This is a genomic window from Acetobacterium sp. K1/6 (assembly GCF_034438075.1).
GTDB classification, from domain to species: domain Bacteria; phylum Bacillota; class Clostridia; order Eubacteriales; family Eubacteriaceae; genus Acetobacterium; species Acetobacterium carbinolicum.
This window is the reverse complement of the sequence record NZ_JAXQGA010000003.1, coordinates 70,839-96,641: the sequence shown is the minus strand read 5'-3', so window position 1 is coordinate 96,641 and position 25,803 is coordinate 70,839. Positions and strand designations below refer to the sequence as shown.

Genomic DNA, 25,803 nt, shown 5'->3' with positions numbered 1-25,803 from the left:
CCTTAATCAGGATGTCGACCCATTTTGTCGCAGCACCGCTGCCATCTCATCTGCCGGCAATGGATGATAGTAATAGAAGCCCTGTATCGTGTCACACTGATTTTCTTTTAGAAAATTAACCTGTTCTTCGGTTTCAGCTCCTTCGGCAATTACATTTATTCCCAGATTTTTAGCCAGCTGGATAATTGTATTGACGATCGCCTGATCTTTTTCATTTCCGACGACGCCATCAATAAACTGCTTATCAATTTTCAGCTGGTCAACGGGAAGTCCTTTTAATCGGCTCAAAGATGAGTATTCGGTGCCGAAATCATCAATGGAAAGATATACCCCCAGCTTTTTTAGCTCGCTTAATATACAAATAACATAGCTAGATTTGTTGATGGCAATGTTTTCGGTCAGCTCCAATTCCAGATGCTTCGGTTTTAAATCGGCTTTTTTTAGAATCTTTTTAATCATGCCAATCAGCATCGGATTTCCAAATTGGCTAGCTGAGATGTTAACAGCGATCCGTACCTGAGGCAGACCACTGTCCTGCCAAGCTTTATTTTGACTGCATCCTGTTTTTAACACCCATTCGCCAATGGGATTAATTAGCCCCGTTTGTTCGGCCAGAGGAATGATCACCTTGGGTAGAATTATCCCCAATTCAGGATGATTCCATCTCAGCAATGCCTCGACGGCGACGATCTTTCCGGTTTGCAAACAAACCTGTGGTTGATAGTAAACCTGCAATTCCTTATTTTCCAAGGCATAATACAAATTGCTGGTGAGCTTATTTCTTAACTTCACTTCTTCTTTAATCAGTAATGAACATAATACATAATTGTTTTTTCCCTTTTCTTTCGCCTTATACATGGCAATATCGGCATTTTTTATCAATTCTTCCGTCGTTTCTCCATCCTTCGGATAAATCGCAACACCGGCATTAGCAGAGATATAGAATTCCTGGCCATTGACGATAAAGGCATGCTTAAATAAACCGGTCATCCGGCTGGTTACCTTTACGACCTCCTTTTCGCGGGAAATATTACTTAGCATGATTAAAAATCCGTCTCCCTCAAAACGACAAACCGTATCGGTTTGCTTTATTGATCGGACCAACTTCTGACTAACCTGAACCAAAAGCTCACTGCTGCCCTCATGGCCCATGATATCATTGACGGTTTTAAAGCTATCAATATCCAAATAGATGATTCCGATCATTTTTTCTGTTTTTTGGGCTATTTCAATTTGCTCTGCAACACGTTCCCCAAAGAGTAACCGGTTAGGCCTTCCCGTTAGCTGATCATAGTAGGCGAGATAGGCAATCTCTTTTTCTGACTCAATCTTTAACATCGCGTCAGCTAAAAGATTGGCGATAATTTCCAGTAGATCCTTATGCTTGTCGCTAATCGTTTTCTCTTCTTTATCGATACTAAAGGCCAAAAACCCCCGGACATCGCCCTTGTAGGCAATGGGGATGGCTATGGTCACATTGCTGCAATAGTGTAAATCCTGATCATCGTCATTTTTTTCTCCCGGCTTACTTTCTTTATCAAAACGATAAGCGACTTTATTGGCTAATATTTCACTAATCCAGTCCGGAGCATCCGCTACGGCCATATCCTGATGTTTTTTTTTGTGAGACCCAAGCCCTTCTCTTCGCCACTCACTCTTGCAGTTGAACCTTTTTTTATCCTCACTAAAAAAGCATCGGCAGGCCCGATCTACGTCAAAAATATCCCCGCTTTTAGCCAACCATTTATCGGTTATCACATCAAAATTTTCTTTATTAACATTCAAAAAATCGGTAGATACCTGGGCGACCATTTTTTGAATCTTAATTTGTTCAGTATTCTCCTTCAAACGCTTAACGTATAAATCGTTGACAAAAAAGGCGACCCAAATCCCGATGCCAAACAGACCGATTCTAACGATATGATCCTTGCTATCAATATTCACAATCACCTGGGGATTGATGATAAAAACCAGAATCTGAGTTAAAAATATTGATACGGTAATCCCGACGATGGCAATACGATTGTTAAATACAAGGGCAATCAAAATCAGGATAAATGGAAATGCCCAGATCGTCATACTGGCTGAACTGATAAACCGGAGCGTAATCACCGGAATGACAGCTACCAGAATCGCCAGAATAATCTTATTCTGATATTTCTTCACTATCGCCATCCGTTGAATGATCTGAACGGCCAGTCCGATAATCAAAAGCAGGCTGCTGAATTGCAAAATTACCGTGAGATCGCCGCGTTTTTCCAAAAAATACTGAGAAATGATATTTAAAAAGCTGCCCGCAATAAAGGCCCCGGTCAGATAATCATAGATTTTTTTACGTGAAGCTGTATTTAAAATTATTTCGTCCTTGCTAAATGCCTTCATTTTCACCCATCCGTATTTTTTTATTGAATAAAAAATACCAGGCGTCACGATGTACATGATATTTGGAATCAACTGAAAAACAGCGATGGTCAAAAATAGTTGACTAAACACCTCTAAAATAATGCCTACTCCAAGCGAAACGAAAAAACACAGCAAGATAAATCGTCCCTGTTTTTTATTGTGCTGATTTTGGGTGTTTTTTGTCCAGTCAGCTAATAGCACCAGCCCCACCAGGATGCAGCCAAAGTAGTATAGGTTATAAAACTGATCCCAGACATTATTTCCCAAATGATTGATCCAGCCAAAGGACGTACTTACTAAGTTATACTGAATAATGGCTAAGTTCCGGGACAGCGCAAAAACGTAAATTATCACTGCCGCCGGTATATAGATCAGAAAATAAAGCCACCCCTGTTTTAACAACTTATTCCGGTGGGTCAGAATTAACAAATAATGCAGGAGAATTCCCGGAAAGGTTCCCCAGCCCAATGCCGAAACCCGCCGCCAGAATAAACAGGTCTCATGATCCGGAGCCGAAACAGCCAGAGCAAAACCAATAGCCCAGACACTCATAAAAGTACACAATACAAAAAAAAGTCGATAACTTTTTTCTTTTGAATTATTCAAAACAACATAGCTGCCAAAAAAACCATAGCTGCAACCAAGCATGAAAAATATAAACGAAATCAGTAATGGTAATGCTTCCACAATTGCTCCTTTCCTATGACAAGATTTTGATCACAAGAATTAAGATGTCGCTGTATTTTTGATTCATACCCATAAATTTTCTAATCTTTCAAATATCTGCTCATCTGACTTGGTCTTAAATATTTAACATGTTCCAAACCTTCTTCGTGATTTTTTGGTGTACACTCAACTTGAAACTGCAAAACATAAAATAGATTTTATGGAGGTTTTTTATGCCAAAAACGTATGTACTTGATACCAATGTATTGATTCAATCCCCCCATGCGCTGTTCGCCTTCGAGGATAACCGAATTGTGCTGCCCATTGCCGTGCTGGAAGATTTGGACAAACTTAAAAACGAGGACGGTGAGCGGGGCGCCAACTCCCGACAGTCCATCCGCTTTTTGGAGCAATTGCGACAAAGAGGTAATTTGTTTGAAGGCGTCAGTCTGGACAATGGCGGAACAGTTAAGATCGAAGCAAATTTCGCTTCAATTGATCTTCCTTATGGTTTTCAAAGCAACTCCAATGATAACCGGATTTTAAAAGTCTGCAAGGGTCTCATTAATCAGGACGAGCCGGTAACTCTAATCACAAAAGATATTCTCCTCCGCTTAAAGTCCCAGATGCTTTCGATCCCCACCGAGGATTTCACCGCCGAACAATCCCCTCTTTTGCAGGACCAATACACCGGACGCATGGAAGTGTATGTCCCAGACGAAAAAATGGAAGATTTAAAGAAAAAAGGAATCGCCATTGAAAATTTATATTATCTGGATGCCCATAAAAATAAAACGGCTGTTGTCCCTGAATATAATCAGTTTTTTATTATCCATTCTGATATCAATGAAAGAAAAACCCTTCTTGGCCGATATAACGGCAAAAAGATTGTTGGTTTAAAAAGCCAGAATCAGGAACCTTTTGGGGTAAAACCTAAAAATGTCGGCCAGCGTTTTTTACAGGAAGCCCTGATGCAGGACGCCGAAACCGCACCACTGGTCATTGTGAAGGGCACTGCTGGAACGGCGAAAACCTTCTATTCTCTGGCTGTCGGTCTCCATCAAACCTTAGACCCGGATTTTACGGGCTATCGCAAGATATTAGTAACCCGACCCAATGTTCAATTTGATGATGAAATTGGCTTTCTTCCCGGCAATGAGCAGGAGAAAATTGCTCCGCTTCTCCGCCCCATTATTGATAATCTGGAAGTTCTGATGGATCGCAGTGACAAATCCCGGTTCCAGAATGAAATCGAAATGCGAAAAAAAATTGAAGAGCTTTTTGAACGCGGCATTATTACCGCCGAAGCGATGAATTTCATCCGGGGCCGCTCCATTACTCACACCTACCTGATTATCGATGAAGCCCAGAACCTCACCCCCAAACAAGTTAAAGGAATTATAACCCGTGTCGGCAAGGGTACCAAAGTGATTTTACTCGGTGACCCACAACAGATCGACCACCCTTTACTGGATGAAAAAACCAATGGTTTAAGCTATGCTTCTGACCGAATGAAGGGCAGTCCCCTGTGTTTCCAATTGACCATGCATACTGATGAGTGTTTACGTTCGGCACTAGCATTTGATGCAACCCAACGCATGTAAAACAACAGCTGTAAAAAACGGGAGGTGAGGTAGTCAAGCGTTGACTACCTCACCTCCCTTATTATTTAACCGAAAATGACCGGCTCGTTTTTTTTAATAAATCCCATAAAACTCTTCCATCGTTTTGCCACTGTTGTAAATGGTGGTTGCCACCGGAACACCCAGGTAGCGGAGATGCCAAGGTTCGTAAGCATACCCGGTAATATGGGTTTTTCCCTGGGGATAGCGAACAATAAACCCATATTCATGGGCGTGGTCTCTGACAAACTGACCTTCTGCTGTGGCACCAAAGCCTTCCACCAGATCAAAGGAAACGGTTGCCGATGTGACATCCATGGCGAGTCCCAATTGATGCTCACTCATTCCCGGCCGGGCACTGAGCAGTTCCGCCCCGGCCACCCCATACGTCTCCAGATGCCATTGATAAAGGGATGCCTGGGTCGCATAGGAGCGATACCCGGAAGAACAGTAGAGGGTTAATCCTTGAGCACTGGCGCCATTAAAGAGCTTTATTAAATGCTGGGCGGCCTCAGCCCGGAGCTGGGTATCCCGGGTGGATGGCAAACTAACCCAGACCAGATCATCCGGAACATAATCCTGGGAGAGACTGTGATTTTTATTAACCAACTGGGTCATCGAACCCAAGGCATTTTCTAAATTTTTGGGGCCACCTGATCCTTTTAGTTGGACCAGAATCCGAATCCCCTCCAATCTCAGGCCCAGACCTTCGGTTCCCGCACTTTCGCCATTCATCACCCAGGGCATCCATCCAAAACCTTCCACATAGGCGGCGTAATAAACTTCAAAAAGATCGACATTGGCACCGGTCAACTGGATTTGAATGCCCTCCAGACGGAGACCCTGATTCGAAGTCCCACTCATTTCGCCGTCCTGTTTGAAGCCCTGCCAGCCGACATTCTGGACATGGGTTTGATATTTTATCCCGACATTACTTTCAGAATTATCATTTTTAATTTCAATCGCTTCCAGGCGAAGATTCTGGCCGGTGGTTCCGCTTAATTCACCATTTTGTTTAAAGCCCTCCCAACCAATGTTCTGGATATGGGTCTGATAGGTCATTTGAAGATTTGTGGTGACAAACGGACGGTCTGTTGCACCCGGTGCCGGATCACCTTTCGGAACAACCATGATTTTAATCCCCTCCAGCCGAAAGCCAAATCCTTCGGTTCCGGCACTGCTACCATTTTTGGCCCAATCCAGCCAACCAAAATTCTGGGCGTGAACCTGATAGTAAAGATCGTAATTCGCAGCATCAACCCCGGTCAGTCGAATTTTGATGGCTTCCAGGCGAAGGGCCTGACCGGAGGTCCCGCTCATGGACCCATTTTTTACATAATTCTGCCAACCGATATTCTCCACATGGGTGGTATATTCCACCCCCACATCCGCGGTGACATTTTCCAGCTTCACTTCAATCCCCTCTAAACGAAGTCCCTGACCTTCTGTTCCACTCATCACGCCATTGCTGACAAAACTCTGCCATCCGACATTCTGGACATGGGTGCGATAGGAACAGCCTATCGTAGCACTTGCCGCGGGCTCCGAAGTCGTCGCCTGACCCTGCGAATCCGAATTGATAGCGTTTTCATCATGCGCCGTACGATCCTCCGCTTTAACGCTACTTAACAGCGGCGTCATCCCCATTAATAAAGCCAGACAGAATAAACCAATCCATACGATTCTAATTGACCTTAATTTTAACATTTCATTCAACCTTTCTTTTATCGATCACATGTCATCTCATAAAAAAACATTCTCATAATTTATTCTATCATAAATCATGAGAATGGTCAGATAATTTGTTTTTTACTTGAATCATGTCTGCTGGACTTTTTAGCTGCTCTTTTCGGGTTGTTCGCTCGTGCTTTTACCCGGGGCGCTCTGCTTTTCTGAAATGAACAATCCCAATAGTGTCAGTGTAATGCCCAGAACAGCCATTCCGGTAAGTCTTTCCTGCAAGACAATCACCGATGTTGCCACGGTGATTACCGGCACCAGATAAATATAAACTGCGGTCTTCGTGGCACCCAGCCGCTTGACTGCGAGACTCCAGGTGACAAAGCAAAGTGCTGACGCCAGTAATCCCAAAAATAACATATTAATAAGATAAACCGGCTGGGCAAATGGTTTAAAACTCCAATTGAAATTAAAAAAAGGCAGGGCTGGCATCATAAATAATATCCCGTAAAAAAAGATCCGCCGGGTGGTTTGAATGGGGTGATAACCAAAACCACTTATCTTCCTGGTGAGCACCGAATAAACTGCCCACACCCCGGCCGCCAGTACCGCCAGCAAATCACCAATGGGATTGAGTTGCAGCACCATGATCCCATTAAAGCTGATCAGAAAAATTCCCATGATGGCAGCAATAAAGCCGATGAAAAAATTCAGGCTCAGTTTTTCGCCAGCCAAAAACAAATGGGCCAAAATAGCCGTGAAAAAGGGCGCAATCGAAATAATCACCCCGACGTTGGATGCATAGGTATAGGTGAGGGCAATGTTTTCAAGCAGAAAATAAAGCGTTACCCCACACAGACCGGCGCCCATCAAAAGAACTTCCTCAGACCTGCTGCGAATGCCCATTCGTTGCGGATAGACAAGGGTCAGGGCGATATACCCAATGGCGAATCGAAAAACCAGAATCTCGATGGGCGTAAAGACATCGAGTAAAATCTTTGTCGAAACAAAGGTTATCCCCCAGATAAAAATGGTAAACGCCGCAGCCAGATGGCCACTCAGTCGGTGTTCACGCATCAATTTTTACTCCCTTCGTCCCCATCTTTACCTTTCCAGATTTTTGAATTAGGGTTTGTAAAGTATTCGGGATAAAAATTTTCTGATATTGTTTGGGGGTAATTCCGATAAATTCTTTGAAAAAATTGGAGAAGTGACTCTGATCCGAAAAGCCCGTCTGGTGGGCTATTTCAATCGGTTCCACCCCATTTTCCAGCAAGTGCTTAGCCTGATTGATGCGTACTGTCTCCAGATATCGATAGGGTGTGATTCCCTTTGTTTTTGTAAACGCCCGTACCAGATAATATTTGCCGCATCCGATTAAGGCACATAAATCATCTAATGAGATCCGCTCCTTAAAATGTTCTTCCAGGTAATCACAGATCGTTTCAATGTCTTCATTGATTTCCACCCGATCACGATCTGATTCCCAGTTTCCATATTCTTCCACCAGTTGTTCAATCAAAAATAGAAAGGCTTCGTCCTTGTTAAATTCTTTTTCTTCCAGCATCAACATTTGATGCAGTTCCGCTAGTGCCTTTACCTGCTCGCACCGACATACCACCGGCTGTTTAAAATAAAGCGTATCCTGCTTCCCGGTAATTTCTAAGACCACGTCCCTCATTATTTCCGGTTTGATGTTGATACACCGGTAGTCCAGGGGGGTTTCATCAATTTGTTCGCAAAAATGGTTGTCGTAGGGATTAAAAAGTAATAAATCTCCCGGACCGACCCGGTATTCTTTGTTCTTACAGGACAGTTTTCGCTGTCCACTTTCAATAAAGCCAATCACATAATGCTCATGAAAGTGATTGGGGAATTTTTGAATAATGCCTTTTAGTCGAAAGGCTTCTATTTTCAGGGTGTGATCATAACGCACGATCCGTTCTTCATGGTGTTTCATCACGCTACCTCCGTTTCTATCCCAGTGTAACATTGATCTGATTTAATCTCTTGGATGATATTGCAGTTACGAAAAAAAACAGGAAATTACTTTCCTGCGTAAAGGTTCATTCTTTTGCCTCTGACAAAGCCAATCAGGGTGAGATTAAACTGGCGGGCCAGTAAAACAGCTTCATCGGTGGGGGCTGAATGAGAAGCAATCACCGGAATTCGGCTTCTGATCGCTTTTATGACCATATCCGAGGGAATCCGACCGGTGGTAAAGAGGATCGCCTCACCAAGGTTTTGTTCTGCCATTACGGCCTGGCCGATGGCTTTATCCACCGCATTGTGGCGGCCAATATCTTCACAGATAAAAGCAATCTCACCGGCTATGCTCATGGCACAGCAGTGGGTTCCGCCGGTTTCGGCAAATAGTCCGGCATTTTGGTTACAGGCATTAGCCAGCATCAACACTGTTTCGTGGGACCAGTCATGGACCGGCAAGGGAAGTAGGCTTTTTTTATAAGCAGCCTGACGGATTTTTTGGTTATTGCCACAAGAAATCGAGTTGCTGCCAGTGTCATGGCTAATTTCTGGTAATACCAGCGGTTTGTTTAGCTGGACCTTAACGCGCTCCCCACTTTCGCAGACATAAATAAATTCAATTTCAGCAAAGTTTTCAATGTAGCCCTCACTGAGGAGAAACCCCATCACCAGGGCATCCAGTTTTTCTGGCGTGCAAACCAGCTTAAAGGCCAATTGATCGTTGATATAGGCGTTTAGATGATGTTCTACAATCACCAGATCAGTCATTTTTTCACCGATCAACTGATGATCTGCCTGTAGCCGTAATCGTTCGATTGAAAAATCTTCTTTTAAATTTAAACTGTGGGTTTCATTGATTATTTTCATCGCGCTTCTTTCTCCACTTTTTTACTATATACAATCGAGTATATCATCCACTTTCACGGAAAGTTGAATCTTAAACAAGGTTTCACTGTCAGATAAATCAAGATCGGTTATTTCAATGATCCGATTAATCCGATATTTCAGGGTATTATAGTGAATATGCAGACTTTTAGCCGTCAGGGTGGTGTCCTGATTATGATTTATATAGGCAACCAGGGTTTTTAAAAAACTGCTGCCTTTTTTCTCATCCAATTCTTTTAGTGCTCTTACCACCGGATGGATTAAATTCTTAATGTTTGTCTCACCTCTGAAGCTGAGGATCATATGGGGAATAATCAGTTCGTCATAACTTCTGATTCGACCCGGCTTCTTTAGCTGATCCCCTAAATTCAGCGCGTTGTGCGCCTGTTTATAGTGTTCACAAAAATCATAAAGATGATAAAATATTTTGCTGATCCCGGCAGTACAGTCATTTTCTTCCAGTAAACTCTCAAAAGAAGCCATTTCCCGTTCATTCTGGATTTCTTCGGTCATCGTGTCAAGCAAAATCACCAATTGTCCATTGTAAATGATCACCGTTTGACGATTAAAGAAATTCTGATAGATCCGTTTTAAATAATACAGGCGATCGTTGGTATTCTGGCGATTATCAATGCGAATGACCAGAGCGAAGAGATTTTTATAGAGCTTCAACCCATAGATTCTTTCCCGTTCCTCAATGGCCCTGTGATCATACATTTTCTGATTCAAAAGGGCAATCAAGAAGGTATCACTAAGTGAACTTGCGACATGACTGCTACCACTTATGTGCGCCATCGTCATGGCCACCGCATGACACAGCATAATTAAAATTTCCTCATCACTTTCGCTAATCGGATGATGATATTCCAACAGTTTGAGATATGCCAGCGGGCGATTATTGTCTAAAACCCGGCCAACCAATTGGCGATGGTTTAACAGACCGGTTTCCCAGATGACCAGCACCGTATCCCCCTCAAGCATGTCCGTTTGAGAGTCGTCGGTCATCACTGAGCGGGCGTACTCTTTATTGACATATCCCTTAGAAAGGGTCCATTCCCAGAGCGGTTCATTTTCAATGTTATTACCTCCGGAATGGGCAATAAAACAAAGTGAAACGTCCACCAGAAGTAACGGATTACAAAGCATCTGGTAGCCCAGATCGAGTAGTTGCTGGATGGTTGCGCCTTTCTGGCAAGCCTTTAGAATTTTTATTGAGCTGTCACCAACCCGATACTGATCCTCAAATAATTGTCTTATCTGTCTGACCACACGTTCCGGTTCCCACTCTTTATCGACCAGAATGGCATTGTTTTCGCGGAGTTGTTTTTCGTCCAGCGGCTCATTCTCAATGATGATAAAGTAATTCTTATTCCCCAGTGGCCGTCGGTAAATTTCTGACCCTTTTAGAACATAGACCTCGTCAGGCGATAAATCTGTGAGCTGCTCCGTAAAATAGTCAACGCCTTTAATCTCAATGTTTTCGCCGTCGCCACTACTGATCATTTTAAGGGAACGCCCATTCAAGACCGAAATAATTTTTTTAAGAGTTACTGCCATCAGAACCACCTTACTATCTTTTCGAATTTAACCCATTATATCACGAGGTCAAATCCCTGTACATTAAGGTCTTAAATAAAAACCTTTAACCCTGGTCGTATCCATTGATCCCAACCACCTCTTTGTAATCTTTTACAATTTCACCATCTGCTTCTTGTCAGTTTTTACAAGTTTCCTTTGTCGTCAGACTTCTTTCCGATCACTAAAATCTCAAACGCTCACAAAGACGAAAACGCTTGCAACTGATATACTGATAACAAAATAGGACTGACATGTCTTTAACAAAATCAAGGAGGATTTGAGATGGTACAACGATACACGCAATTATGTCCGGTCGCTTTCGGAGCAGGTGCCGTGAGCACAACTGGAGATGTGGCAAAAGAACTGGGATTCTGTAAGGTTTTAGTTGTAACCGATGAAAACGTTGAAAAATTGGGTCATATTCAAAAAGTAGTCGACAGTTTAGTGGCCGCTGGTATTGAGATGGTTTTATTTAACCGCAGTGAAATGGACGCACCGGATTACTCTGTTCAAGCCGGGGCCGCTCTTGCCAAAGGCGAAGCCGTCGATGGTATCATAGGTATCGGTGGTGGCAGCGTTCTGGATACCGCCAAGGGCATCAGTGCCCTCGCCGCAAATGATATAAACGTCGCCGAAATGCTCGATTACACCCGAAAAATGATGCCGCTTGCAAATCCATCGATGAAACTGATTTTAATCCCTACCACTTCCGGTACCGGATCAGAAAGCACCTTTGTTGCCGTCATCAGTGACACAACAACCCATGAAAAAATCGGCGTCCCTTCACCACCCAGCTTTGCCATTGTCGATCCGGAATTAACCCTGGGTATGCCGAAAGCAATCACCCTTTATACTGGTATGGATGCCTTGTCTCATGTATGTGAAGCCCTGACCAGTATTCAACCCAATCCCCATTCTGATGTACTTTGCTATGACACCATTGAGCGTATTTATAAGTGGTTGCCGGTGGCCGCCGATGAGCCCATGAATCTGGAAGCCCGGGAAAACCTGGCCCTGGCCAGCAACCATGCCGGCATTGCCTTTAATGATGCGATGGTCCATCTTGGTCATGCTATTGCCCACTCCCTGGGTGCAACCTACCACATTCCCCACGGTGTGGCCTGTGCCTTGGTAACGCCAGTCATTATTGAGCTGACGGCCCCGGTTTACCCTGACAAGATTAAAAAAATCGGTGCCTGTATGGGCCTAACCGTGTCATCAAAAGAGCCTCAGGAAATCGGTCTGGCAGTTGCCAACCACCTGCGGGCTTTTCAAAAAGAACTGGGCCTGCCAACCTTCAAAGAACTTGATCTCACCCGAGAGCAGATTCTTGGCTGCATGAGTTATGTCGCCAATGAGGGACTACGCTTCCTCTGCCCAGTTCCGGTTACCGAAGCGGTAATCACCGAATCCCTGGGCAAGCTTTATGATTCTTATCAATAACTTTCTGTCACTTTAAGATTAAAAAAGGAGAACACGATGTCATTTGAAAATCTTTTATCACCAATTAATATTGGCACCCTAAAACTTAGAAACCGGGTGGTCATGGGTGCCATGGGCTCAGGAACAGCCCATGATAACGCCACTGTTTCTGAATGCGAATGCGCCTATTATGCCGAGCGCGCCAAAGGCGGCGCTGGCCTGATCATTACCGAAGTCACCCGGGTTAATAACGAAACCGGTGTAATGATGCCGCGGCAAACCTCGGCAGCCACCGATGACTGCATCCCCGGGCTGACAAAACTGGCCCGAGCCGTTCATTTTTACGATGGTGCCATCTTTATCCAGCTGCACCATCCCGGCCGCCAAACCGATAATATGGCGATCGGCGGACGAGCGACCATTTCCCCCAGCGGCATCAAAAGCATGATGTTACAGTCGGAATGCCGGGAAATGACCAATGCCGAAATCAAAAGCTTTGTTCAGGATTATATCAATGCCGCCGAACGCTGCTACAAAGCCGGGATCGACGGAGTTGAACTCCACAGTGCCCATGGTTACTTGCTCAATCAGTTTATTTCACCGCTGACGAATAAACGAACCGACGAATACGGTGGCAGCACCGAAAACCGTGCTCGCGTTATTAAAGAAATTATTGAAGGTATTCGCAAGCGACTGGGGCGGGACTACCCGGTGATGCTGCGGATCTCAGCGGATGAATTTCTGCGGGAATCAATGTTCCCCTTTTCCGAAGATGGCCTGCTGCTTGATGAAGCGATAGAAATCTGTAAATATCTGGTCCCCTTTGGTCTGGATGCGATCAATGTCTCCGCTGGTATTTATGAAACTATGAATCAGGCCTGGGAGCCGATTTCTTTTGCTGAAGGCTGGAAGATCTACCTGGCCGAAGCCGTTAAAAAAGCGGTGGATGTACCGGTCTTTGGCGTTGGTGTAATCAGAAACCCTGAGTTTGCCGAAAAAATCATTGCCGAAGGCCGGGTCGACGGGGTTACCATTGCCCGGGGCTTATTGGCCGATCCCGATTGGGTCAATAAGGCTGCCGCTGGGCAAGTCGATGAGATCCGCCGCTGTATTTCCTGTCTGAATTGTATGGACTCGATGATTGAAAATGGGATGAAGGGCGAACCCTTTGCCTGTGCCATCAATGCCCGGGCTGCCCGGGAATGGTTCTACAACGATGACCGCCGCGATGGTGATGGCCGTTTAGTGGTTGTAATCGGCGGCGGGCCAGCGGGAATGGAAGCCGCTAGAAAACTAGCGCAGCGCCAATTCAAGGTCGTCTTATTTGAGAAAAATAGTGAACTGGGCGGGCAGCTCTGCTTAGGCAACAAACCGCCCCACAAAGATAAAATCAACTGGCTGATTGATTATTATAAAACGCAACTCACAAAGCTCGGTGTGGATGTCCGCCTCAATACCCCAGCAACCCATAATGCCATAAGCGCCCTCGATCCTTATGCCGTCTTTGTGGGAACCGGTGCCGAAGCCATTGTTCCCCAATCGATCAAGGGTGTTAAAAAAGCCCATGTCTGTACCAGTTCTGATATTCTTTCCGGGAAGGTAACCTTAACCGGTAAAAAAGTAGCTGTCATCGGCTCTGGCATGACTGGGGTGGAAACGGCTGAACTTTTAGAAACCCAGGACAACGAGGTCTTTGTGGTGGAAATGGCGGATCGCATCGGACCCGATGCCAGCTGGCAGAGTTTCAGCGATGTCCAAGCCCGACTGATGCGCTTCGGCACTGTTTTTATGCCAGCTCACAAACTAGTTGAAATTGAAGATCAGTCCATTAAATTAGAGCAACCAGATGGCCAACATATTGACCTCGCTGTTGATCATGTGGTTCTATCCCTCGGTGTCAAAGCAGATCAGACGCTGGCGGATGAAATCCTCAAGAACTTTGACCGTGTCGAAAAGATTGGTGATACCGCCCAAGTCGGCCGCATTGCCAACGCCGTAAAAACCGGTTTTGTTGCCGCTTATCATTTAGTTTAGCACTTAAATCGCACACTATTCTTCTTTTATCTAAAAATTGGCGAATACCCCTAGTGGTATTCGCCAATTTTTTATAACTAATTTTTCACTGCTGCATCCTCAGAAACCAGAGCATTTCGCCCGGCATTTTTGGCCTGGTACAAAAGCTTATCAACCAGATTCATGGTACTGCTATAATTTCCCTTTTCGTAAGCGCATACGCCAATGGAGACCGTACAAGGAACTTGGGTTTGCCGGAATTGAAAAGCCTCTTTGAATTTATTGCCCCGTCTTTTGGCATTTTCAAGGGTTTCCCCTTCAATAATGACAGCAAACTCTTCGCCGCCATAGCGACAAACCACACCGTCGGAAAAATGTTCATTTAAGCACTGAGCCATTTCACGAAGAACCTGATCCCCGGCAGGGTGCCCATATTGATCATTGACATTCTTAAAATGATCAATATCCAATAACATGACGATCCCCTCCTGCTTAAGCAGATCAAAACAATCCACAAAATGCCGACGATTATAGAGTTTAGTGAGTTGATCGGTAATGGCCAAAAGCTCAACCTGTTTTTTTGCCTCGATTATTTCGGTCACATCGGTAAAAACCACAATGGTCCCATGACGTTTGCCAATCGGAATCAGACGAACCTGATAATGCTTATCACCCATCGATAGCGACTGCGGTTGGTTTATTTTAAGAAGCTGCGCCAACACTGTAAAATGTCCAACTGGGTCTCCCAGCTTAATTTGTCCCAAGGTTCCAAACAAACTACGGGTGGCCTGGTTCATTTTTAAAATATAGCCCTCACAATCCACTACAATCACAGCTTCATCAATGGTATCCAAAATCATTTCATGGGTTACTTCACTAAAAAAAAGAATATCGTAACGATAGATGCCACTGGCAATCAACACACTTAAAAAAACAAATGAAAAAGGAAGCAGATCAATTTCGCCAATTCCCCATCCCATCAAATAAATCGTACTCGTAATCACTGGTATCGCCATTCCTGCCAAAACCAGACCAACTCGCCTTCGCGATACCCCCCGGGTTTTGAGTAACCGATTGATCAGAACCACCATTGCGTATCCCATTGCAAAATAAAGGGCGGCAACCTGAATCTTATACCATAAACCCTTTTGGGTTACCAAAACACTAAATCCAAGTTCCGTATCCACCTCCAGATTAGCATAGTATAAATAATGTGTGGTATTGGATTGAACCATAAAAAAGGTGATTATACAAATGCCTAAAACAACTGCCATTACATAGGTATTGGCAAATCGCCGCTCGCCAGCATAGGTTCTGGTAAACCATAAAATAAGGATCGGATAGAAGGCCGCCCCAATATACTCGACCCGAATCCAATTGTAGATGCTAGCCAAATCTGAACTTAGCAACTCCATTCCATAAGCATAACTATGAATCGCCAAGGCAAACATCAACAGTGAAATCGCCTTGACCCCGGCAATATCCCGATGACGAAATCCGATTATCCCCAGAATTACCTGAACCAGAGATGAAATTATCAATAACGTACTGAGTGCTACATTCATCTATTCTCCCATTCCATTCAAACGATGTCTAAAACTGACGTTATCCAAAGCACCACCAACTACCCGCTATTTTATTCCGTCTTTTTAATTGTCGGCGGTTGCCAGGTCCCATCAAGCACCGTCTCCTGGGGCAGACAGAGTAACTTTGTGGTTTTCTTCATGACAATTCCCTTTCTTTAAAAGCGATACTGGTACTCAAATTGATCACCGTCGTTCGCGATAAACATCACATAGGAGCCGGCAGCGACCGGGACATCTTCAATCGCCGCATACATCGTATCATAAGCTACTGCCACAGCGGGATCATAAATCACGACCCGACTACCCTCAGGCAGGGTTACTCCAAAGCTACCATCGGCATCCAGCCTTTTGACGATATTTTCGCCGGTATCCCCAATAGCGATTTTTTCGCCATTCTGAAGACTTGGGACCACGGCGACATCCAGTAAGGTATAACCCATGGCTGTCATCGTTGTTTTTCCGTTTTCTTCTTTAATCATAGGTTCGACCAAATCCCGGGCATAAGCCAGATTCATGAACGCGGTATTTTCATCCTTTAACGGATAAGGTGTATAACCACCATCACTGCCGAAATAAATATACCCGGGAAACTCCGGTAAGCTCCCGGTCGTTGCGGAAAACGCATAAAGATCGATGGCACTGAGACTCACTGGAATCCAGGCTTTACCTTCAAAACGGCTGGTATCAACGGGATTATTGGCGGTAATATCTTCGGCGGTAACAATTGAATAGTCCGCATTACTCAGAGACTGGAGCACCAGTTTTTTTCCGAAGCTTTCTGATAATGACATCCGATGATCATTTTGCATATCAAAATATCCGTCGCCAGTATAAGGATAGCTTCCAGCCGTAACAAAAGCTTTACCATCAAAGCGCTTATACTCAAGGGTATTTTTTTGCTGATCAAACTCAATTTTTATGATACTGCCACTGGTTCCATAATATCCGGCAAAATCGAGAATTTCATTGGGAATGGGTGTCGCTGCAATGGTTTTTGTGTCCTCTGCGGCTTTTTCCGGAATAATACCTTTTTCTTCTAATAACGTCTGCGTAATGCTATTGGCAACGCCGGTTACATCCGCTACTCCAGCAAAAATTAATGCAACCGAAAGATTTTCTTCAGGAATCACGTAAAGCTGGGAATTAAACTGGAGGGTTCCACCGTTTTTACTGACCACGTGAACACCCTCTTCGGCAAAGGCGGCCACTGAAACCATATCCCAACCCAATCCGTAGTTAGTTATGGGTGTTCCCGACGGTACTGTTTCTTTTGCATATTGGGGGCTGGTATATTCGGTAAAAGACTCAGCGGTCATTAGTTTGTCACTTAACAACGCGTTGCTAAAACGGCATAAATCTGCCGTCGTTGCGGAAATTCCACCGGTTCCCATCAAATTGATAATTTCTGACGGGAGGGCCAACCCATCGTCATTGCTATACTGCCAGGCGATGTTTGCATTTCCTTTCGCAAACGAACAGCTACTATTACGCATACCGGCTTTTGCAAAAATATTTTTATCCATGTACGCCGAATAACTCTGGCCGGACATTTTTTCAATCAGCACCTCAGCCAGGGTAAAACCATCGTTGCAATAAACACTGACCACCCCGGGATTCTCCTTTAATGCACTGTTAGCCAGATAATCCATAAAGTTTGCCAGAAAATCCGGATCTTCGGCTGTTGCAAAGCCATTCGGCATAAACGTCCCTGGTAGCCCTGACGAATGATTGAGTAGCATTCGCACCGTGATATCCTGATATCGGCTGTCTTGCATGGTAAAGTCCGGGAGGTAGTCCACCACTGGTTTGTCCAGCTCAAGCACCCCTTCTTCGACCAGCTGCATAATGGCCGCTCCGGTGAACACCTTGCTGACTGAACCGATATTATATTGGGTACTGGTATCTACAGCCAGCGCCTCCACCCGATTAGCCATGGCAAACCCCTCTTCATAGACAATTTTGCCATTATCCATGATCGCAATGGTCGCACTGGATGCCCCTCTTCCAATAACTTCCTTCCAAATTTCAGTCCGGGCCGTGGCAATTGTTTTTTCATAGCTCTGGTTCTGGCTTTGTGAAGAGGTTGTGGTGCATCCCGACACAAAAACAAGAAATAACAATAAACTGAGGAGAACACCTGCTAATCGTTTTTTTAACATTTTCTTCATCCTTTCAAAAATCATATAGCGTTTTTCACTATTTCTTTTTTTACCCTGATTCAATTGATTTATCAATTATTCTATCATAAAAACTAAGCGAAAAAGCACTGAAATTTTAACCGTCTTGTTAATTTTTTATTTGCAATACGTAATTAAAAAGGAGCCAATCGCTTTGTGTCGATGATTGAGCTTAACCTAAACGAAAATCTATTTCCCGATCTGACTTTAAGCTTCTCTTGATCATTTAGGTTGTTCCCTTTATAATCACTTTTCCTAAGGCACGAATAAATAAATTGATGGGTTAAAAATTTACTGCAAAAATACCAATCTCAGGCTATAATAAGTATTAGTTAGACGCATAAATCTTTAAATTCTCTGGAGGTACTTCCATGAAGCTGGATAACGAACAATACCGGATCATTGTCGAGTCATCCCCCAATATGATCTGGCGCGCTGGTACCGATACCTTGTGCAATTACTTTAACACCACCTGGCTGAACTTTTCAGGCAAAACCATGGCAGAAGAAGTCGGAACTGGCTGGGCCGAGGGCGTTCACCCGGAAGACTTTGATATGTGCCTAAAAATATATTTAGACGCCTTTGCCAAGCAGGAATCTTTTGAAATGGAATACCGACTTAAACGCAGCGATGGCGTCTATCGCTGGATTAATGACCGGGGTGTTCCCTATTATCTTAATGATCATGAGTTTGCCGGATACATTGGCAGTTGCATGGATGTAACCGACAAGGTGGAAGGTCAAAAGATGCGGGATCTTGCCCAACGGGACGGTCTGACCCGGATCTACAGTCGTCAATATTTTGAACAGTTGGCCAATATTGAATTTTCCAAAGCCAAACGCTTTCAATCCGATCTTTGTATTGCCATGATCGACATCGATAAATTTAAGTGTATCAACGATACCTATGGCCATCATGCCGGGGATCTGGTGCTAAAAACTGTCGCCCAAACCATTAACGACAGCATCCGGACTTTTGACCTTTTTGGTCGCTATGGTGGGGATGAATTTGTATTGCTGATGCCAAATACGAATTATGCCAAAGCCGCCAGCATCATTTCCCGATTACAAGATAGTTTGGACACCATCGCCATTACTTATAATGACGCCCTTATCCACGTCAGTGCCAGTTTTGGTTTATACCAGATGCATGATGAGGAAATCCTTGAGAAGGTTATCATCGAAGCCGATAAAAAGCTCTACGAAATAAAAGAAAATCTCAAAAATAATCAGGCTAACCGTTCATATGATTAACCTCTTTTTTAATGCTCAAAAAAGTGGGGAAGAGATTATCTCTTTCCCCACCAATTGAACCTTATACATAATCAAGTTAATTATTTCGTAAACAAATTAATAATTACCAGCAGGATTACCGCTCCCACGCAAGCAACGAAAATACTCCATAAATTAAATCCGGTTACGCCTGTTGCTCCGAAAAAGCTAAATACAAAACCACCGATCATTGCTCCCAAAATTCCGACCACAATATTTTTAATAAGTCCCATCTTTTCATTGTTTTTAGTCAGCATGCTGGCCAGCCAGCCGGCTAAACCGCCAAGTATTATCCAAGTTAAAATTCCCATAAGTTCACTTCCTTTCTTACTTCTATGTACTATTATACCCACTTATTTTAGAATAAATCATGCAACTCGTTGGGTGTCACAGTAAACCTCTTCAACTTCAAAAATAGAGTTTCTTCCTCATTACTTATCTTAAGTATTTTTTCACTTTCACCTGTTTTTTAAAATGCACCTAAGGTTTCAGATGTATAATCACAAACTGTAGACTTTATTTAATACTAACCGCATCTATTAAATGCGTTCATCATTGTTGAGATACTTGTTAGCTCACCAGCCTTCATTGATATTGCGACGTTTCCCTATTCCTTGTTTACCATTTACTTATTGACACGACTAACTATAGAAAGGCACTTTTACTCTTAAGTGATAAAAAACAATGCAAATTAATTCAACCGAAGCACCCTTTTCTGAAGACCTGGATATTAACGGAAATTTGAAAGAGTTTCTCCTGCAACAACAGATTTATCGGGCTGCCATTAAAGAAATTAAAACCAAGCTTGAGATCCTGGATGAAGAATTTCAGGCCAGATATGATCATAATCCGATTCATCACATGGAGTATCGACTAAAAGCACCTCAGAGCATCGCCGAAAAAATGCAAAAAAAAGGGCTGGAGATCACGCCAGAGAATATCCGTAAAAACTTGACTGATATTGCCGGGGTTCGGGTCATCTGTAACTATCTAAATGATATTAACCATATTGCTAACCTGTTAGTCCGTCAAGATGATATTACCCTGGTCCGAAAAAACGACTATATTGCTGAGCCGAAGAAAAATGGCTATCGCAGCCTCCACCTGATTGTTCTGGTGCCGATTTTCCTGGCTGAACGAACTGAATCTGTGCCCGTTGAAATCCAAATTAGAACCATTGCGATGGACTTCTGGGCCAGTCTTGAGCATCACCTCAAATATAAAGCGCATAGCGATATGTCTGAAGGTCTCCGGGAACGGCTTAAATACTGTGCCGAGTCGATTACCCGACTTGATGAGGAAATGCAGATGATTTATGAAGAAATCACCATCGACGACTGCGATCAAAAATAATAAAAGCCGAAGCGATTGCTTCGGTTTTTTATTTATACATTTTTTAAATTTTATTGACATCTCAATTTATCTATGGTATCTTATTTATAATGATTACTGTTTAGAAATCATTACTCAAAAATGACGTTTGATTATCAAGGCTGGAACGATTCCTTTTCTGACCCTTGACTACTCAAACTGCCTAATTTAAAAATTAATATGGAGGAAAACAAATGTCAAAAACATTAAACAATCTTATGGAGGCCTTTGCCGGAGAATCTCAGGCAAATAGAAAGTACACAGCTTATGCAAAGAAAGCGGAAGCAGATGGAAATATCAATGCTGCTAAATTATTTAAAGCCGCATCTGATGCCGAAACCTTGCATGCCCTGAAGCATTTTGAAGTTGCCGGAAAGATTCATACAACGGCAGAAAACCTTAAAGATGCCGTCGCCGGAGAAACCCATGAGTATACCGAGATGTATCCTGACTTTTTAAAAGAAGCCGAAGCTGAAGGAAATAAAGAGGCGATCAAGACCTTTACCTTTGCTATGAAAGCAGAAGCTGTTCATGCCCGACTGTATCAGGAAGCCCTTGAAAATTTGGATCAAACCGAAGAAGTCTTTTACTACCTCTGTCCACTGTGCGGCAATATTGAAAAAGCAGTTCCCGATAAATGCGTCATCTGCGGCGTTCCCGGAACCAGCTTTATTAAGTACTAAAAATACTAAATCTAATGCATTTCCTAACTTGAAGAAGACCAGAAGAATCTCACCGGCTGATCGGCCGAATTCTTCTGGTTTTTTTGTTGCGTTTATCAGACCAGTTGTCTTTTGGCATATTTATAAAAATACGCTTCTTTTTTCATCAGTTCATTATAGGTGCCTTCTTCGACGATATTGCCTTTTTCCAGAACCAGAATCCGGTCGCAATTCATAATCGTACTAAGCCGATGAGCAATAACAATCCGCGTGGCATCGAGATTTTTCATGCTTGCTGAGACAATCTGCTGGGATCGGTTATCCAGGGCGCTGGTGGCTTCGTCAAAAAAGATAATCGCCGGACTGGCTGCAATGGCTCTGGCGATCAGCAACTTCTGCCGCTGTCCCCCTGATAGGGTTCCCGCTCCTTCGGCCACCATCGTTTTAAGACCCATGGGCATTTGCCGGATTTCTTCATCCATGCCTACTTTTTTAAGCAATTCCCAAACATCATCTTCGGTTAATTCCTTTTTTGAGCCGGCAATATTCGATAAGATATCCCCGGGGATTAGCTGGCTGTCCTGGAGCACCACCCCCATTTGCTTTCTGATTTCTCGAATATCAACACTTTCCAGATCAAATCCGCCGCAGTAAATACTGCCGCTCGTCGGTTTTTCAAACCCCAGCAGCAAACGTAACAGCGTTGATTTGCCACTACCGGAGGCCCCAACAATGGCCACGTATTCGCCATGTTTGATGTTGAAACAAATATTATCAAGAATCGTTGCGCCGCCCTCATAATAAGAAAAGTACAGATGATTTATTTCGATATCACCCTGAATTATTCCCGGCGTGGTTTTAAAGCTGTCCACTTCCGGAACGCCATTAATGATCGGCTTGGTATTTTCATATTGTGGTACTACACTATTGATCGAAATCAAGGTTTGAACCAATCCCAGCAGGGAGGATATAAAAATCATAAAGGCCGAATTGATGGCCACAAACCCCCCCGAAGAAATGCCGTTCACACTCACGTAGTAATAAATCACGCACATCGAAAGGGTTGGTAAGGCAATCGTTGTAAGCCTAAGTAGTGCCATCAGCTGCCCTCTTTTATACTCCACCTTGCGCTGTTTGGCATACGCCCTCACCCATTTCAAGTAAGACCGGCTTTCCGCCCCAGCCACCCGTAACCGGGAAACCGAGGTGATCAACTCAAACACCATTCCTGAAATATCATTGGACATCTCCAGAGAAGCCCGCTGGCATTTCATTTGCATTTTTCCGATGACCAGGGTGATTGCTACACTGATGGCAGTTAACCCCATCGCAAGCAAACCAATGGTCGGACTAATCGTAAAGATATATAATCCATTGATAATCGAAAACGAGCTGGTAATGATCATGGTAATCACATTAACTGAAAGGATTTTTTGAATCATCGCAAAGCCGGTGGCCCGCATCGCCAGAGCTCCGGATGAATACTGTTTAAAAAAGGACGCCGGCAGCGATAAGAGTTTGTCCAACAGTGAATTCTGCAAAATCGATAACTTACCTTGGATTCGAAGGACACTGATGTTTTGAACCATCGTAAACAAACCGCGGCTGATGGCGACTGCCACCAGGATAAACCCCACCACCCAAATCGTCACTGACTGGTTTTGGGGAATCCAAACGTTAAAGGTCTCCTGCATTGCCATTGCCGGTAGCAGCGATAACAGCGCGGTCACCACCGCCAACACCAGGGTCCAGATTAGATCTCGCCGTGAGAACAGTTTTATGCCCAATTTTACCATGTCAAAAAAAGAAACGGGTTCCTTGGGTAAGGGCGGATAAAAGACGTAGGCTCGGGGAAATTCCGACTCGGCATCCACTTCTTGTGGCTTTTTATCAACGCTCCAACACCGATAGCGGTTAGGGGATTGGGGGATCAGAGCGACCGGCTCTCCTGCTGCGGTAAAGGCCAGCATCGGGCCATTGTCGTTTTTATACCAATCCGCTTTTAACTCCACCAGGCGAAAACGAAAACCGGACTCATCAGCAATCAACTTAAACGGATCCCCGCCACTTAGCTTCCGGAGCGGTGGGATTTTTACGGCGATGCCCATCGCTTCGGCGACCTTGCTTACCGCTGCAATCAAGGGACTATCATCCAGGGTAGTCGCCGCCTTTTTAGGGGTCAAAACACGATCAAATGCTTTTTTGGCACTGTTATCATACTTTTTGTTGATCTGTCTGATTTCTTCTAATTTTTTTGCCATCTTTTATCCCTCAGTTCTGATCAAACTTGCGTACTCGCCGCCTAAAACCATCAATTCTTCATGGGTTCCCCGCTCTTTGACAACCCCACCGCTTAGCACGATAATCTCATCGCAATCCCGAATCGTCGATAACCGATGGGCTACCAGAATGGTACTGATGCCGCGCTTTTTGATATTTTCACTGACTTCTGCTTCGGTGGCGGTATCTAAGGCACTGGTGGCCTCATCCATGACCAGAATCCGGGGATTTTTGCATAAGGCCCGGGCGATTTCCAGTCGCTGCCGTTGGCCCCCACTTAAGTTTTTTCCGCCTTCGCTTAAGATGTGGTCAAAGGCATTGGGCAGCGCCAGAATATCCTCATAAATACAGGCGTCTTTGGTGGCCTTTATCACATCCTCAACGGCAATGGTTTCATCCCACATGGTAATGTTATCCAGCACCGAGGCTGAATACATCACAATTTCCTGATCCACTGAGCTCATCGTATTGACCCGTAGTTCGGCTGGAATCGCTTTAATATCAATACCATCAATGCGTATTTCGCCGCTCCAGGGCTGATAAAGGGTGGTAATCATTTTAGCAATCGTCGATTTACCGCTTCCCGATGAACCGACCAGGGCAATCGAACCGCCAGCCCGAAGTTTCAGGTTCAAGCCCTCTATAATCGGATCTGAGAGTCGGTTATAGCCAAAGGTTAAATCCCGGATCTCAATCTCACCTTCTAATTGATCACAATCAAAGCCATCGAGTGAAAGCTTTTCTGATTCCAGGGCGATATCTTCGGGATATTTTTCCACATCATCCAAGCGCGCAATATCGGCGATCATCCCCTGCAAGGCGGCACTGGTACTGACCAGCTCGCTCATTGGCTGAGTAAAGCCCGTCATCAGCGTGTTAAAGGCCACAAAAGTACCAATGGTCATCGCTCCCATTAACACGTACTCGCTACCGATGGTAAAGATCAGGGCTGTTAAAATCGAAGTCATCAGGGTGGGTAAAACGGAGATCACGGCTTCCATCCGACCCATACGCTGCTCCACCGCCAGGGTTTCGGCACTGAGTCCGGCGATGCGGGTAAAGAAGTTATCTTCTTCTCCAATCGATTTTATGGTTTCGATCGATTTTAGATTAACCATGATCCAGCCAATCGATTTGCCCTGATACTGGAGTAACACCCGGTTGTTATCGGCATTCTTTTTAGCTGTATATTGCAGCAAGAAAATATTGATCCCGGTGATCACAATGCCGATTAAGGTTAACACAACATTGTACTGAAAAAGCAGGATTAAATACAAAAATGCAGTAACCAGATTGACCAGAATACGAGCCAGATTGCTTGATAACGCCGTTGCCACGGTATTGATGCTTTGCATCCGGCTATTGATATCCCCGGATTGGCGCTGATTAAAAAACTCTACCGGCAAGCGGAGGACGTGACGAAGATAAGTACCCGCACTGTCAATGGCGATATAGTTCTCCATCCGCACCAGCGCGTTCTCCTTTAACCAGTTGAGAATGGCCTGGAGCACCACCGTGTTTAAGAGGATAAAAATAAAAATCAGGATATCAAATTTTTCGGTATTATCGAGGTAATAATCGACAAATATTTTTGCATAATTGGCAATAATCAGACCGGGAATAACTAACAATACCCCCAACACCAGGGCATAAAGCAAGGGTGAAATACCGGTTTGAGAAAGGCGTTTAAACAGTGCCTTCCAGACATCGGGCTTTTCTCCGGCCTTTTTAAATTCCGGTCCCGGCCGGGACTCAATCACTACCCCAGTAAACATCTGTCCCAGTTCTTCTGGAGTGATTACCCGTTTTCCTGAAGCCGGGTCGCACAAATAAACCTTGTCGTTCTTAAACCCTTCCAGAACAACAAAGTGACTAAAATCCCAGTGAATAATCACTGGCATTTGCATTTCTTTTAACTTATCCACCGTACAGACAAAACCCTGGGAATTAAGACCATAAAGTCGGGCAGTCCTGGCAATATTTCCGGCCTTTACCCCGTCGCGGGATACTCCGCAATCAATCCGAAGCGTCTCGAGGGTTTCATAGCGCCCATAATAGGCCAAAATCATCGAGAGCGAGGCGACCCCGCATTCGACCGCTTCCATTTGCAAAACCACGGGTACCCTGGCTATTTTAGGCCGTTTTTCTTTCTCATCCCGACTTTTCTCTGCTTCTGATTTCGTCATGCGTCTGGCCGCCTT

Annotated in this window: 17 protein-coding genes; 6 read left to right on the top strand and 11 right to left on the bottom strand. The window is 44.2% G+C overall.

Features of this window, described 5'->3' with window-relative positions:
• Nucleotides 1-6: 6 nt before the first annotated feature.
• Nucleotides 7-3,090 carry an EAL domain-containing protein gene (locus tag U2P91_RS03520; protein ID WP_322519017.1) on the bottom strand — a complete coding sequence of 1,028 codons (3,084 nt, stop codon included), beginning with the start codon at nucleotides 3,088-3,090 and terminating at the stop codon, nucleotides 7-9.
• Nucleotides 3,091-3,302: 212 nt separating this feature from the next.
• Here U2P91_RS03520 and U2P91_RS03515 point away from each other — a divergent pair, with 212 nt between their 5' ends.
• A complete protein-coding gene (locus U2P91_RS03515; protein ID WP_322519016.1) occupies nucleotides 3,303-4,673 on the top strand; it encodes a PhoH family protein in 1,371 nt (456 codons plus the stop codon).
• A gap of 93 nt (nucleotides 4,674-4,766) precedes the next feature.
• On the opposite strand, the gene U2P91_RS03510 is transcribed toward U2P91_RS03515, so the two are convergent.
• The 5 genes from U2P91_RS03510 to U2P91_RS03490 all read right to left on the bottom strand — a co-directional run bounded on the left by U2P91_RS03510 (nucleotide 4,767) and on the right by U2P91_RS03490 (nucleotide 10,799).
• Nucleotides 4,767-6,398, bottom strand: a complete 1,632-nt coding sequence (locus U2P91_RS03510; RefSeq protein ID WP_322519015.1) for a D-alanyl-D-alanine carboxypeptidase family protein — start codon at nucleotides 6,396-6,398, stop codon at nucleotides 4,767-4,769.
• Between the two features lie 129 nt (nucleotides 6,399-6,527).
• Nucleotides 6,528-7,448, bottom strand: a complete 921-nt coding sequence (locus U2P91_RS03505; RefSeq protein WP_322519014.1) for a DMT family transporter — start codon at nucleotides 7,446-7,448, stop codon at nucleotides 6,528-6,530.
• Nucleotides 7,441-8,331, bottom strand: a complete 891-nt coding sequence (locus U2P91_RS03500; RefSeq protein WP_322519013.1) for an AraC family transcriptional regulator — start codon at nucleotides 8,329-8,331, stop codon at nucleotides 7,441-7,443. Before U2P91_RS03500 ends, U2P91_RS03505 begins: the two co-directional genes overlap by 8 nt.
• An 86-nt stretch (nucleotides 8,332-8,417) precedes the next feature.
• Nucleotides 8,418-9,224, bottom strand: a complete 807-nt coding sequence (gene fdhD / locus U2P91_RS03495) for a formate dehydrogenase accessory sulfurtransferase FdhD (RefSeq protein ID WP_322519012.1) — start codon at nucleotides 9,222-9,224, stop codon at nucleotides 8,418-8,420.
• A gap of 24 nt (nucleotides 9,225-9,248) precedes the next feature.
• Nucleotides 9,249-10,799 carry a PucR family transcriptional regulator gene (locus U2P91_RS03490; RefSeq protein ID WP_322519011.1) on the bottom strand — a complete coding sequence of 517 codons (1,551 nt, stop codon included), beginning with the start codon at nucleotides 10,797-10,799 and terminating at the stop codon, nucleotides 9,249-9,251.
• Between the two features lie 303 nt (nucleotides 10,800-11,102).
• On the opposite strand from U2P91_RS03490, the gene U2P91_RS03485 reads away from it, so the two are divergent.
• Both U2P91_RS03485 and U2P91_RS03480 read left to right on the top strand, forming a co-directional pair.
• The gene (locus tag U2P91_RS03485; protein WP_322519010.1) at nucleotides 11,103-12,263 is read left to right on the top strand and encodes an iron-containing alcohol dehydrogenase; all 1,161 of its coding nucleotides are present in this window, start codon (nucleotides 11,103-11,105) and stop codon (nucleotides 12,261-12,263) included.
• A gap of 36 nt (nucleotides 12,264-12,299) precedes the next feature.
• On the top strand, nucleotides 12,300-14,276 hold the full coding sequence (locus tag U2P91_RS03480) for an FAD-dependent oxidoreductase (RefSeq protein ID WP_322519009.1): 1,977 nt from the start codon (nucleotides 12,300-12,302) through the stop codon (nucleotides 14,274-14,276).
• Between the two features lie 77 nt (nucleotides 14,277-14,353).
• Here the strand turns inward: U2P91_RS03480 and U2P91_RS03475 are convergent, their stop codons facing one another.
• On the bottom strand, nucleotides 14,354-15,820 hold the full coding sequence (locus U2P91_RS03475) for a histidine kinase N-terminal 7TM domain-containing protein (protein ID WP_322519008.1): 1,467 nt from the start codon (nucleotides 15,818-15,820) through the stop codon (nucleotides 14,354-14,356).
• A 176-nt stretch (nucleotides 15,821-15,996) separates the two neighbouring features.
• Nucleotides 15,997-18,000, bottom strand: coding sequence for a serine hydrolase domain-containing protein (locus U2P91_RS03470; RefSeq protein WP_322519007.1), 2,004 nt, complete (start codon nucleotides 17,998-18,000; stop codon nucleotides 15,997-15,999).
• Nucleotides 18,001-18,389: 389 nt separating this feature from the next.
• Here U2P91_RS03470 and U2P91_RS03465 point away from each other — a divergent pair, with 389 nt between their 5' ends.
• The gene (locus tag U2P91_RS03465; protein WP_322519006.1) at nucleotides 18,390-19,271 is read left to right on the top strand and encodes a diguanylate cyclase; all 882 of its coding nucleotides are present in this window, start codon (nucleotides 18,390-18,392) and stop codon (nucleotides 19,269-19,271) included.
• An 80-nt stretch (nucleotides 19,272-19,351) separates the two neighbouring features.
• Here U2P91_RS03465 and U2P91_RS03460 read toward each other — a convergent pair whose 3' ends face one another.
• The gene (locus tag U2P91_RS03460; RefSeq protein ID WP_322519005.1) at nucleotides 19,352-19,600 is read right to left on the bottom strand and encodes a GlsB/YeaQ/YmgE family stress response membrane protein; all 249 of its coding nucleotides are present in this window, start codon (nucleotides 19,598-19,600) and stop codon (nucleotides 19,352-19,354) included.
• 373 nt (nucleotides 19,601-19,973) lie between these two features.
• On the opposite strand from U2P91_RS03460, the gene U2P91_RS03455 reads away from it, so the two are divergent.
• Nucleotides 19,974-20,642, top strand: a complete 669-nt coding sequence (locus tag U2P91_RS03455) for a GTP pyrophosphokinase family protein (RefSeq protein ID WP_322519004.1) — start codon at nucleotides 19,974-19,976, stop codon at nucleotides 20,640-20,642.
• 212 nt (nucleotides 20,643-20,854) lie between these two features.
• Nucleotides 20,855-21,343 (top strand): rubrerythrin family protein, encoded by a 489-nt coding sequence (locus tag U2P91_RS03450; protein WP_111888756.1) that lies wholly within the window; start codon nucleotides 20,855-20,857, stop codon nucleotides 21,341-21,343.
• Between the two features lie 95 nt (nucleotides 21,344-21,438).
• Here the strand turns inward: U2P91_RS03450 and U2P91_RS03445 are convergent, their stop codons facing one another.
• Complete coding sequence (locus tag U2P91_RS03445; RefSeq protein ID WP_111888755.1) at nucleotides 21,439-23,583, bottom strand: NHLP bacteriocin export ABC transporter permease/ATPase subunit; 2,145 nt, start codon at nucleotides 23,581-23,583, stop codon at nucleotides 21,439-21,441.
• A gap of 3 nt (nucleotides 23,584-23,586) precedes the next feature.
• Entirely contained in the window at nucleotides 23,587-25,788 is a 2,202-nt protein-coding gene (locus U2P91_RS03440; RefSeq protein ID WP_111888754.1) for an NHLP family bacteriocin export ABC transporter peptidase/permease/ATPase subunit, read from the bottom strand.
• Nucleotides 25,789-25,803: the final 15 nt, after the last annotated feature.

Excerpts from the sequence above, each read along its gene's own strand:
- U2P91_RS03450 (WP_111888756.1), top strand. The coding sequence starts at position 20,855 with ATGTCAAAAACATTAAACAATCTTATGGAGGCCTTTGCCGGAGAATCT.
- U2P91_RS03470 (WP_322519007.1), bottom strand. The coding sequence starts at position 18,000 with ATGTTAAAAAAACGATTAGCAGGTGTTCTCCTCAGTTTATTGTTATTT.
- U2P91_RS03510 (WP_322519015.1), bottom strand. The coding sequence starts at position 6,398 with ATGTTAAAATTAAGGTCAATTAGAATCGTATGGATTGGTTTATTCTGT.
- U2P91_RS03500 (WP_322519013.1), bottom strand. The coding sequence starts at position 8,331 with ATGAAACACCATGAAGAACGGATCGTGCGTTATGATCACACCCTGAAA.
- U2P91_RS03440 (WP_111888754.1), bottom strand. The coding sequence starts at position 25,788 with ATGACGAAATCAGAAGCAGAGAAAAGTCGGGATGAGAAAGAAAAACGG.
- U2P91_RS03515 (WP_322519016.1), top strand. The coding sequence starts at position 3,303 with ATGCCAAAAACGTATGTACTTGATACCAATGTATTGATTCAATCCCCC.
- U2P91_RS03475 (WP_322519008.1), bottom strand. The coding sequence starts at position 15,820 with ATGAATGTAGCACTCAGTACGTTATTGATAATTTCATCTCTGGTTCAG.
- U2P91_RS03480 (WP_322519009.1), top strand. The coding sequence starts at position 12,300 with ATGTCATTTGAAAATCTTTTATCACCAATTAATATTGGCACCCTAAAA.
- U2P91_RS03490 (WP_322519011.1), bottom strand. The coding sequence starts at position 10,799 with ATGGCAGTAACTCTTAAAAAAATTATTTCGGTCTTGAATGGGCGTTCC.
- U2P91_RS03465 (WP_322519006.1), top strand. The coding sequence starts at position 18,390 with ATGAAGCTGGATAACGAACAATACCGGATCATTGTCGAGTCATCCCCC.
- fdhD (WP_322519012.1), bottom strand. The coding sequence starts at position 9,224 with ATGAAAATAATCAATGAAACCCACAGTTTAAATTTAAAAGAAGATTTT.
- U2P91_RS03505 (WP_322519014.1), bottom strand. The coding sequence starts at position 7,448 with ATGCGTGAACACCGACTGAGTGGCCATCTGGCTGCGGCGTTTACCATT.
- U2P91_RS03460 (WP_322519005.1), bottom strand. The coding sequence starts at position 19,600 with ATGGGAATTTTAACTTGGATAATACTTGGCGGTTTAGCCGGCTGGCTG.
- U2P91_RS03485 (WP_322519010.1), top strand. The coding sequence starts at position 11,103 with ATGGTACAACGATACACGCAATTATGTCCGGTCGCTTTCGGAGCAGGT.
- U2P91_RS03445 (WP_111888755.1), bottom strand. The coding sequence starts at position 23,583 with ATGGCAAAAAAATTAGAAGAAATCAGACAGATCAACAAAAAGTATGAT.
- U2P91_RS03455 (WP_322519004.1), top strand. The coding sequence starts at position 19,974 with ATGCAAATTAATTCAACCGAAGCACCCTTTTCTGAAGACCTGGATATT.